At 64.7% G+C, this 10,186-nt stretch carries 7 protein-coding genes; 6 read left to right on the top strand and 1 reads right to left on the bottom strand.

Annotated features, from left to right (window positions below; all coding sequences use genetic code 11):
- The 5 genes from JMF82_RS20865 to JMF82_RS20845 form a co-directional block, all read left to right on the top strand.
- A partial coding sequence (locus tag JMF82_RS20865) for a glycerophosphodiester phosphodiesterase family protein (RefSeq protein WP_304487923.1) occupies positions 1 to 436 on the top strand: 436 nt, incomplete at its 5' end.
- Positions 437 to 757: 321 nt separating this feature from the next.
- Complete coding sequence (locus JMF82_RS20860) at positions 758 to 3,043, top strand: TonB-dependent receptor (protein WP_201316450.1); 2,286 nt, start codon at positions 758 to 760, stop codon at positions 3,041 to 3,043.
- Between the two features lie 213 nt (positions 3,044 to 3,256).
- Positions 3,257 to 3,976, top strand: a complete 720-nt coding sequence (locus JMF82_RS20855) for a lysoplasmalogenase (RefSeq protein ID WP_201316449.1) — start codon at positions 3,257 to 3,259, stop codon at positions 3,974 to 3,976.
- Entirely contained in the window at positions 3,973 to 5,241 is a 1,269-nt protein-coding gene (locus JMF82_RS20850; RefSeq protein WP_201316448.1) for a sterol desaturase family protein, read from the top strand. Before JMF82_RS20855 ends, JMF82_RS20850 begins: the two co-directional genes overlap by 4 nt.
- A gap of 82 nt (positions 5,242 to 5,323) precedes the next feature.
- On the top strand, positions 5,324 to 6,757 hold the full coding sequence (locus JMF82_RS20845) for an amino acid permease (protein ID WP_201316447.1): 1,434 nt from the start codon (positions 5,324 to 5,326) through the stop codon (positions 6,755 to 6,757).
- Positions 6,758 to 6,944: 187 nt separating this feature from the next.
- On the opposite strand, the gene JMF82_RS20840 is transcribed toward JMF82_RS20845, so the two are convergent.
- Positions 6,945 to 7,532: an outer membrane beta-barrel protein gene (locus tag JMF82_RS20840; protein ID WP_201316446.1), complete on the bottom strand. Its 588-nt coding sequence runs from the start codon at positions 7,530 to 7,532 to the stop codon at positions 6,945 to 6,947.
- Between the two features lie 287 nt (positions 7,533 to 7,819).
- Between JMF82_RS20840 and JMF82_RS20835 the strand changes: the two genes are divergently transcribed.
- Positions 7,820 to 9,691: a M61 family peptidase gene (locus JMF82_RS20835; protein ID WP_236585610.1), complete on the top strand. Its 1,872-nt coding sequence runs from the start codon at positions 7,820 to 7,822 to the stop codon at positions 9,689 to 9,691.
- The last annotated feature ends 495 nt before the right edge of the window (positions 9,692 to 10,186 follow it).

Genomic DNA, 10,186 nt, shown 5'->3' with positions numbered 1-10,186 from the left:
GGGCAAGGCGCACCCGAACATCCGCCTGCTGCAGCTGCTCGATGATGCGGATGAACATCCCTACGACATCGTCGCCGGCGGCGGCAAGCTGAGCTATGGCGACATGATGACGCCGAAGGGGTTGCGCGACATCGCCACCTACGCCGATGCGATCGGGCCGAACATCCGCGCCATCATTCCGCTCACGGCCGATGGCTCGCTCGGCAGGCCGACCTCGTTGGTGCGCGATGCGCATGCGGCAAAGCTGGAGTTGCATCCGTATACGTTCCGCCCGGAAAACCACTTCCAGGCGAGGAATTTCTGGCAGGGCAGCAACCCCGAGACGTTCAACGAAGCCGGGTCGATCGCCGAAATCCGTGCCTACCTCGACGCGGGCATCGATGCGTTCTTTACCGACGACCCGGCCATCGGCCGCAAGGCCGTGGACGAGCGTTGATGCGCCATGCGGCCGCTGCGACGCACGCCCTTGCATGCGTCGCGCGATCGCCCATGGGCGATGCCATCCTTCTCTCTCGTACGGCGTCAGTCAGGAGAAAGCGGCGACGGCATGACCGTGGCGACAGGTGGGCATTGACAGGCATACCGTGATTGATCGCGGGTTTTTCGCCTTGTTTTAAATATGCGTGTCATCGCGCCTACATACGTGGACTTCACGCTTTCCTGATGCCGACCGAGTGGTTCGGACGGCTGTTTCCCCTCACTGTTCCCATCACTTGATCGTGCGGATTCAAGGCGAATCCGCGCGCGAGGATTCGTCATGCCCAAGCTTTCCCTTCGCAGGACCGCGATCGCGCTGGCAACCCTGGCCGCCCTCCACACGGGCGCCGCCTTCGCAGACGATGCCGTGCCAGCCGCCGCCGATGCCGCGGCCATCGCCGACAAGGCCAAGACCATGGACGCCGTTTCGGTGGTGGCTTCTGGCGAAACGCGCCAGGTGCAGAAGATCACCAGCGAGGACATCCAGGCGCTGGCGCCGGGCACCAGCCCGCTCAAGGCCATCGACAAGCTGCCGGGCGTGAACTTCCAGTCGGCGGACCCCTGGGGCGCCTACGAGTGGTCCACGCAGATCACGCTGCACGGCTTCGACCAGAGCCGCCTGGGCTTTACGCTGGACAACATCCCGCTCGGCAACATGAGCTATGGCACCACCACGGGCCTGCAGGTGACGCGTGCGATCAGCAGCGACAACATCAGCACGGTGGAACTGGCGCAGGGCGCCGGCGCACTGGGCACCGCGGCCAACACCAACCTGGGCGGCACCATCCAGTTCTTCTCGGCCGATCCGGATGCGGTGGCCGGCGCGCGCATCAACCAGGTGCTGGGTTCCGATGCCACCACGCGCACCTTCGTGCGCCTGGACACGGGCGACTATCACGGTTTCTCGATGTACGTGTCCTACGACCACGCCTCCACCGACAAGTGGAAGGGTTATGGCGACCAGCGCTCCAACCAGATCAACCTGAAGTCGGTGTACCAGTGGGAAGGCGGCAGCGTGAGCCTGTTCTACGACGAGTCGCGCCGCAAGGAATACGACTACATGGACCTGTCCCTCGCCAGCCAGAAGGCGCTGGGCTGGAAGTGGGATTACCTGCAGCCGGATTGGAACACGGCCGTGCAGGTCGCCAACGCGTACAACGGCAAGGGCGCGTACCCCGCGGTGCTGTCGCCGCTGCCCGCGGGTTATGACCTGGTGGATTCCACCTACTATGCGGGCGGCGGCATCCGTCGCGATACGCTGACGGGCCTGAGCGGCACCTTCAACCTGGCCGAGCACGCCACGCTCAACCTCGGCACCTACTATCACGACAACCGCGGCGAAGGTCAGTGGGCAACGCCGTACGTGGCGTCGTCCCCGACGGTGCCGCTGGCGATGCGCACCACCGATTACGGCCTCGACCGCTTCGGTGGCACCGGCTCGCTGCAGTTCGCGCTGGGCGGCAACGAGATCGAGGTGGGCTTCTGGGCGGAGGATGCCACCACCAACCAGGAGCGCAACTACTTCTACCTTACCGGCGCGTACAACTACCTCAGCAACTTCTACGAGAACGAAGAGCCCTTCCTGCGCGGCTTCTTCCAGCATTACGACAGCAGGACGCGCATGGCCTATGCATCGGACACGGTCCGCTTCATGGATGACCATCTCACGCTCAACTTCGGCGCGAAGGCGCTGGGGGTGACCAACAGCGCCGAGTCGCTGGTGCCGAGCAGCGCCCTTGCGCAGGGCCGCATCCGCGCGAGTGACGGTTTCCTGCCGCAGGTCGGCGTGAACTACAAGCTCGATGCGAACCAGGAGGTGTATGCCTCCTACAGCAAGAACCTGGCGGCCTACGGCTTCCTGCCCTTCAGCCAGTCGCAGGCGGCGTTCGATGCGAGCAGGAGTTCGTTGAGTCCCGAGCAGTCGCAGACCTTCGAACTGGGTTATCGCGTGCACGGCGATACGTTCGAGGCCTCGGCCGATGCGTACTACACGCGCTTCACCAACCGCCTGCTGGCGGTGTCGCCGTGCAGCGCGGTGCAGACCTGCTCGGCCATCCTCAACAACGTGGGCTCGGTGAAGAGCACCGGTGTGGACCTGGCGGTGATCTGGCGCCCGATCGAGCACGTGCGCTGGCTCAACTCGCTCTCGTACAACAACTCCAAGTACCAGGACGACTACCTCAACAACGGCGTGGTCGCGACCGACGGCAAGTACGTGGTCGGCATCCCGAGCTGGATGTTCAGCAGCGACCTCAGCTACACCTGGGGCGGCTGGCGCGCGAGCATCGACGGCAAGTACACCGGGCGCCGCTACATCACCTACCTCAACGATTCCGAGGTGCCTTCGTACTGGCTGTTCGACCTGGGCGTGAGTTACGACATCGGCACGGTGTCGGTGCTGAAGGACCTGAGCCTGGGCCTCAATGTCACCAACCTGCTCGACAAGAAGTACTTCGCCACCACCGGCACCAACGGCTACGTGGCCTCCGATCCGCAGGGCTGGAACCAGACCTTGATGGCCGGCGCGCCGCGCCAGGTGTTCTTCAGCATCAACGCGAAGTTCTGAGCATGAGGGCGCCGCTTCCCGCCCGCGGGGAACGGCGCCCGCCCCTCGGTATGGCCTGGAGGACATAACGATCGCCGGGCCGTTGGGATGCCGCCATGGTCCTGCTCGCCATCGCGGCGTTTGCGTCCCGGGACAGCGGTTCGTGAAGGCATGACGGGGAACGCGGGCCGTCTTACTATCTGGATTCGAGCAAGGGGTTTGGGGAATCCGCGGATGTCCGTTTCAAACGTCATCGTGGCACCGGTCGTGTCGCGTGGCATCGATGTGGGAATCGTGCTCGCCGCCATCGCCGCGATCATCGGCGCGACCTTTGCCGCGGCCGGGGCCGTGGACGGCTGGCAGGTGCTGCACTGGATCGCCAAGCCGCTGGCAACGCTGCTGATCCTGTGGAAGGCCTGGCACGACCGGCCGGAAGTCTCCGCAGTCTATCGGCGCTGGATCGGCATCGGCATGTTGTTTTCCCTGGCCGGCGACATTCTGCTGATGTTGCCGGTGGATGCTTTCGTGGCCGGCCTGGTGACGTTCCTGCTGGGCCACCTGTGTTTTATCCGAGCCCTCGTCTCCGATACCCGCTTTGCGGCCAGGCCGCTCGCCCTGCTCGGCTGCCTCGCCTACGGGCTGCTCAACCTGTGGGCGCTGTGGCCCACGTTGCCCGGCGCGCTTCATGTGCCGGTCGTGGTCTATGTGGCGGTGCTGGCCAGCATGGGCGGGCAGGCCGTGGCGCGGGCCTGGGTGCATGGCGACGACCGGCTGGCCGGCGCCGCGCCATGGGCCGCCGGTGGCGCCCTACTGTTCATGCTCAGCGATACACTGTTGGCCTGGAACCGGTTCCGCTTCGCCATACCGCTCTCCGCACTATGGGTGCTGGCGACGTATTACGCGGCGATGTGGTGCCTGGCGCGCTCGGTCCGACAGTCGGGTGATCTCACGTGAACCTGCAAGCCACCATCATCACCTGGGCCACGCCGGTGTTCTTTGCCCTGATCGGGCTGGAGCTGCTGGTGGCCAAGTTGCGCGGGCGGCGTGTCTATCACGGCAGCGATGCCATCAACAGCCTCGGGCTGGGCGTGATCTCGCAGGTCGTGGCGGTCTTCAGCAAGGTGCTGACGCTGGGCATCTACGCATGGTGCGTGGAGCACCTGGCGATCTTCCCGTTGTCGTCCGGCAGCGCGTGGGTGTGGATCACGGGACTGCTGTTCTACGACCTCTGCTACTACTGGCTGCACCGCGCCGGCCACACGATCAACATCTTCTGGGCCGCGCACGTGGTGCATCACCAGAGCGAGGACTACAACCTCTCCACCGCGCTGCGCCAGACCGGCAGCGGCGTGCTGCTGGGCTGGCTGTTCTACCTGCCGATGGCCGTCGTCGGTTATCCGCTGGAAGTATTCGCGGTGGTGGCGCTGATCGACCTGCTGTACCAGTTCTGGGTGCACACGGAGCTGGTGGGCCGGCTGGGCTGGTTCGATCGCGTGTTCTGCTCGCCGTCCAATCACCGCGCGCACCACGCGGTGAACGACAAGTACCTCGACCGGAACTACGGCGGCGTCCTCATCGTGTGGGATCGCCTGTTCGGCACTTTCGTCGAAGAAGACGACAACGACCCGCCCGTCTATGGCACGCGCTCGCCCTTGCGCAGCTGGAATCCGCTGTGGGCCAACGTCGAGGTGTACTGGGCGGCGTGGAAAGATGCATGGCACGCGCGGCGCTGGCGCGACAAAGTGCTGGTATGGATCAAGCCGCCGGGCTGGCGTCCGGCCGACGTGGCAGAGCGTTTTCCCAAGCCCGACTTCGACATCCATCGCCCGCGCTACCAGCCCGCGCTGTCGCGTGGGCTCGTCATCTACAGCCTGGCGCAGTTCGCGCTGCTGCTGGCAATGGCGGTGCAGTTCCTGGATATGGCGAAGCATCTGCCGGCGTCATCGCTGGCTGCCTACGCGGTGTTCCTCGTGTTGAGTCTCACGGCGCTGGGCGTATTGACCGAGGGACGGCGCAGTGGCGTGCTGATGGAGCTGGCGCGCCTGCTGGTCACCGCGGCCATTCCGCTCCTCACTGGTGGCTGGTTCGGGGTCGAGGCGCCGGGCTCGGGTGTCGTCGCCGCGCTGGTCGCGATACCCGCCGTGAGCGCACTCGTGCTCGGGTGGCTGGCCATCCATACGCCCGCGCAGGCGGATCCGGGAAAGGCCGTTCCGGGTTGATCCTCCGCCGGTCGCGCAGCTGCAGCGTGGCACGGCCGGGCGCATTCGCTATGATCGCCGCTCACTTTGCGGGGATGAGCGGATGGGTTTCCTGAATAAGCTGGTACGGCACAAGCCGGTGGAAATGCTGCAGGCCGAGGCGGGCAAGCGTGGCGATTTCCGCCGCGTGCTGGGCCTCTGGCAGCTCACCGCCATTGGTATCGGCGGCATCATCGGTGTCGGCGTGTTCGTGCTGGCGGGCCAGCAGGCCGCGCTCAACGCCGGCCCCGCGGTCGCCATCTCCTTCCTGATCGCGGGCATCGCGAGCGCCGCGGCCGCCTTGTGCTACGCCGAGTTCGCGGGGCTGATTCCCGTCACCGGCAGCGCATACACGTACGGCTACGCGGTACTCGGCGAACTCGCCGCGTGGCTGATCGGCTGGGATCTGCTGCTGGAATACGCGTTGATCGTCGCGGTGGTGGCGATCGGCTGGTCGGGCTACGTGCAATCGTTTCTATCCAGCGTCGGCATCAACGTGCCGGTGTGGGCGCAAGGTGCGATCGGCACCGGCGAAGGCCACGTGTTCAATGTGATCGCGGCGGCGGTAACCCTTGGCGTGTCGGCGCTGCTCACCTTCCGCACCGAGTGGGGCGCGCGTTTCAACACGCTGGTGGTGGCGATCAAGGTGGCCGCGGTGGCGCTGGTGATCGGCATCGGCGCGTTCTACGTCAACCCGTCGAACTGGGCACCGTTCATTCCGGAGCGCATCACGGGCGCGGATGGCGTATCGCACTTCGGTTTCTCGGGCGTGGCCACGGCGGCGGCGGTGGTGTTCTTCGCCGTGTTCGGCTACGACACGCTCACCACGGCGGCGGAAGAGTCGAAGAATCCGCAACGCGACCTGCCGCGCGCGGTCTTGCTGTCGCTGGCGATCTCGATGGCGATGTACCTCGCGGTGTCGCTGGTGCTCACCGGCATCGCGCACTACACCACGCTCAATACCGACGCACCGGTGGCCGATGCCTTCAAGGGCCTGGGCCTGCACTGGGTGGCGGTGATCATCTCGGTATCGGCGGTGTTCGGCCTGATCAGCGTGCTGTTCGCCTTCATGCTGGGCGCCACGCGCATCTGGTTCGCGCTGTCGCGCGACGGACTGCTGCCCGGCTGGTTCGCCCACGTGCATCCGCGCTTCGGCACGCCGCATCGCCCGACCATCGTGCTCGGCGTGTTCACTGCGCTGGTGGCCGGCCTGCTGCCGATCGAGGAAGTGGCGAAGCTGGTGAACATCGGCGTGCTGTCCGCCTTCATCGTGATCTGCAGCTCGGTGATCATCCTGCGCAGGCGCAAGCCGGAGCTGCCGCGTTCGTTCCGCACGCCGTTGGTGCCGCTGATTCCGCTGATCGGCATCGGCTTCTCGATCTGGCTGCTGTCCGAGCTGCCGGCGGTGACCTGGAAGGTTTTCCTGGTGTGGGTGAGCCTTGGCATGGTGATCTACCTTGGCTACGGCATGCGGCACAGCAAGCTGGAGAAGCTGTAACGCCCTGCTTGCCTGTAGGAGCGCACCCCGTGCGCGAAAAGCCTGCGAAGCGATGACGCGAAGACCACTGTCACCGCTGCACCGATACGCTGCGGTCGCGCACCGGGTGCGCTCCTACAAAAAGAAGATGCAAAGAAAAACGGCCGCTTTCGCGGCCGTTCTTTTGTTCCCGCTACCGCAAAAAGACTTAGAAGCGGTATTCGATCGAGGCCGAGTAGGCAGCCACGTTGGCGTTGGTCTGCGGCTGATCAGCGCCGGCGCGGCCATTCTTCACGTGGTAGTTGTCGTAGTTCAGCGCGAGGCTGACGTTCTTGGTGACGTCGTAGCCCACGCCGGCACCGGCGTACCAGCCGTTGTTCCAGCTCTTCTGGGTGAAGACGTTGGTGTCTCCCACCGTGAGGCCGCTGTTGGTACGCGAACGCAGGTAGCCACCGTGGCCGGTCACGAACCAGCTGTCGTGGAAGTTGTACTTGGCATTCACGCCGATCTGCGCCGCGCGTGGCTTGGCCCAGCTGTTGCCGAAGTTGAAGTCGTTCTTGACCTTGCCGAGGTAGGCATAACCGATTTCGGCACCGACGATGCCGTTCCAGCGCCAACCGAAGCGCACGTTCTGGAACACGTCGGTCTTGTCGGACACGCCGCCCAAGCGGTAGTTGCTCTGGCCGAGGTTGCCGGCGACGAAGAAGTTGTCGAGCTGGTTGTTCTCGTCGGCCTTGGCGGCGAACGGCGAAACGGCAGCGACGGCCAAGGCGGCCGCAATGAAAGTCTTGTTCATGGAATGCTCCATCATTTTCTTGTGTCCGACGCGACGCCTAAGGGGGAAGGTCGCATCGGTCCGCGTGGGGATCGCGGCGGCGCAAGGATACGGGCATTCGCCGCGGATGCAGCGGCTGCGGCATTTCGCGGGACGGGCGAGGTTCAGACACCGCCATGACCAATGGCAGGGGGTGCGATGTGCATTGTCGCACTAGCATCAGAGGTTCATGTTTCGTGCAGCTTCGTATTGCGCTGCGCGGATTTCCACAGGAGAACCTCTTGAAAGCCTCGCGTCTCGCTTCCGCCATCCTCGCTTCGGCCGTTGGCCTGGGCAGTTTCGCCGCACTTGCCGATGTGCCCGCGCCGCAGGACATTCCGTTCGACGGCGTGCTGAAGATCAATGTCGATGCGACCGACATCGCGCACCGCGTGTTCCGCGTGCACGAAGTGGTGCCGGCGAAGGCGGGCCCGCTCACGCTGCTGTATCCGCAGTGGCTGCCGGGCAACCACTCGCCGACCGGCTCGATCGACAAGCTGGCTGGGCTGGTGGTGAAGGCGAACGGCAAGGTGATCCCGTGGAAGCGCGATCCGCTCAACGTGTTCGCGTTCCATGTCGACGTGCCTGAAGGCGCGAACAGCGTTGACGTGGAGTTCCAGTTCCTCTCCGCGCAGGACACCCGCCAGGGCCGCGTGGTGATGACGCCGGAAATGCTCAACCTGCAGTGGAATTCGGTGTCGCTGTATCCGGCCGGTTACTTCGCCGGCCGCATCAAGGCCGAGACCACCGTGACCTTCCCGGCCGGCTGGCAGTACGGCAGTGCGCTGGAAATGGCCTCGCGCAATGGCGATACGGTGAGCTTCAAGCCGATCGACTACGACGACCTGGTCGACTCGCCGATCTACGCGGGCAAGTACTTCAAGCGCGTCGATCTCGACCCGGGTGCGCAGACGCCGGTGTTCCTCAACATCGTGGCGGACGATCCGAAGTTCCTCGAGATCAAGCCCGAGCAGCTGAAGGTGCACCAGAACCTGGTGCAGCAGATGTACAAGCTCTACGGCGCGCACCACTACAACCACTACGACTTCCTGTTCTCGCTGAGCGACAAGATGTCGGGCAACGGCCTGGAGCACCATCGTTCGAGCGAAAACGGCGTCGGCACCGGCTATTTCACCGAGTGGGACAAGAACGTGGTCATGCGCGACCTGCTCTCGCACGAGTTCAACCACTCGTGGGACGGCAAGTACCGTCGCGGCGCCGACCTCACCACACCCAACTTCAACGTGCCGATGCAGGACAGCCTGCTGTGGGTTTACGAAGGCCAGACGCAGTTCTGGGGCTACGTGATGGCCGCGCGCTCGGGCCTGTGGAAGCAGGAAGACGCGCTGGACATGCTGGCCAACGTCGCCGCCACCTACGACAAGGGCCGCCCGGGCCTGCAGCAGTGGCGCAACATCCAGGACACCACCAACGACCCGATCATCGCGATGCGCCGCCCGCTGCCGTATCGCAACTACCAGATGAGCGAGGACTACTATTCCGGCGGCCAGATGATCTGGATGGACGTCGACGGCAAGCTGCGTGACCTCACCGGCAACAAGCGTTCCATCGATGATTTCGCCAAGGCCTTCTTCGGCATGAAGAACGGCGAATGGGACGTCAACACCTACACCTTCGAAGACGTGGTGAAGACGCTCAACGACATCACGCCGTATGACTGGACCACCTACCTGCGCGAGCGCCTGGATGGCCACGGCCCGCTGATCGGCGGCTTCGAGGCCAACGGCTGGAAGCTGGTGTACAACGACAAGCCCTCGGCCGTGACCAAGGCGGTCGAAGCGCGCATGGGCGGCGCCAACCTTACCTATTCGCTGGGCGTCTCGGTGGGCAAGGGCGGCGACATCGCCGACGTGCTGTGGGACGGCCCCGCCTTCAAGGCCGGCCTGTCGCCGGGCATGAAGCTCGTGGCGGTCAATGGCAAGGAATATTCCAGCGACGCCATCAAGGACGCCGTCACTGCGGCGGCGAAGGACAAGAACCAGCCGGTGGAGCTGCTGGTGAAGAACTTCGACGAGTACAGGACGATCCGCATCGATTACCACGATGGCCTGAAGTACCCGCACCTGGAGCGCATCAACGGCAAGGCGGATCGCCTGTCGGAGCTGCTGAAGGCGCGCTGATGATGTGAGGCTTGGGCTTCCTCCGTGGATGCCTGATAAATGGAAGGGTCCGCGATTCGTCGCGGACCCTTCTTTATGTGGGCCGCATTCCCTCTGTCCATGGGAGCGCCCCTGTGCGCGACAGCGCTTTCGCGCAGGCCCGTGTGTTCGTCGTTTCATGCATGAAGATTTCTGATGCTGTCGTTGCCGAGCTTCTGCGACCTGGCTCGCCTGCGACCGAAGGGAGTCCCGTGGGGCCGTGGGGTTCCGGGTCACTTCCTCCCAGCGTGGCGTTCGTTCCCTTGTAGGAGCGCACCCAGTGCGCGACAGCCTTTCGCGCCGGTCTGCATGTTCATCGTTTGAGATGCATGAAGATTTCTGGTGCTGTCGTTGCCGGGTTTCGGCGACCTGGCTCGCCTGCGACCGAAGGGAGTCCCGTGGGGCCGTGGGGTTCCGGGTCACTTCCTCCCAGCGTGGCGTTCGTTCCCTTGTAGGAGCGCACCCTGTGCGCGACAG

It is taken from the genome of Dyella sp. EPa41 (assembly GCF_016586165.1).
In the GTDB taxonomy this organism is placed as follows: domain Bacteria; phylum Pseudomonadota; class Gammaproteobacteria; order Xanthomonadales; family Rhodanobacteraceae; genus Dyella.
Note: the sequence above shows the minus strand (reverse complement) of the source record. Positions and strands in the feature narration are given on the sequence as shown.

Excerpts from the sequence above, each read along its gene's own strand:
- JMF82_RS20860 (WP_201316450.1), top strand. The coding sequence starts at position 758 with ATGCCCAAGCTTTCCCTTCGCAGGACCGCGATCGCGCTGGCAACCCTG.
- JMF82_RS20845 (WP_201316447.1), top strand. The coding sequence starts at position 5,324 with ATGGGTTTCCTGAATAAGCTGGTACGGCACAAGCCGGTGGAAATGCTG.
- JMF82_RS20855 (WP_201316449.1), top strand. The coding sequence starts at position 3,257 with ATGTCCGTTTCAAACGTCATCGTGGCACCGGTCGTGTCGCGTGGCATC.
- JMF82_RS20840 (WP_201316446.1), bottom strand. The coding sequence starts at position 7,532 with ATGAACAAGACTTTCATTGCGGCCGCCTTGGCCGTCGCTGCCGTTTCG.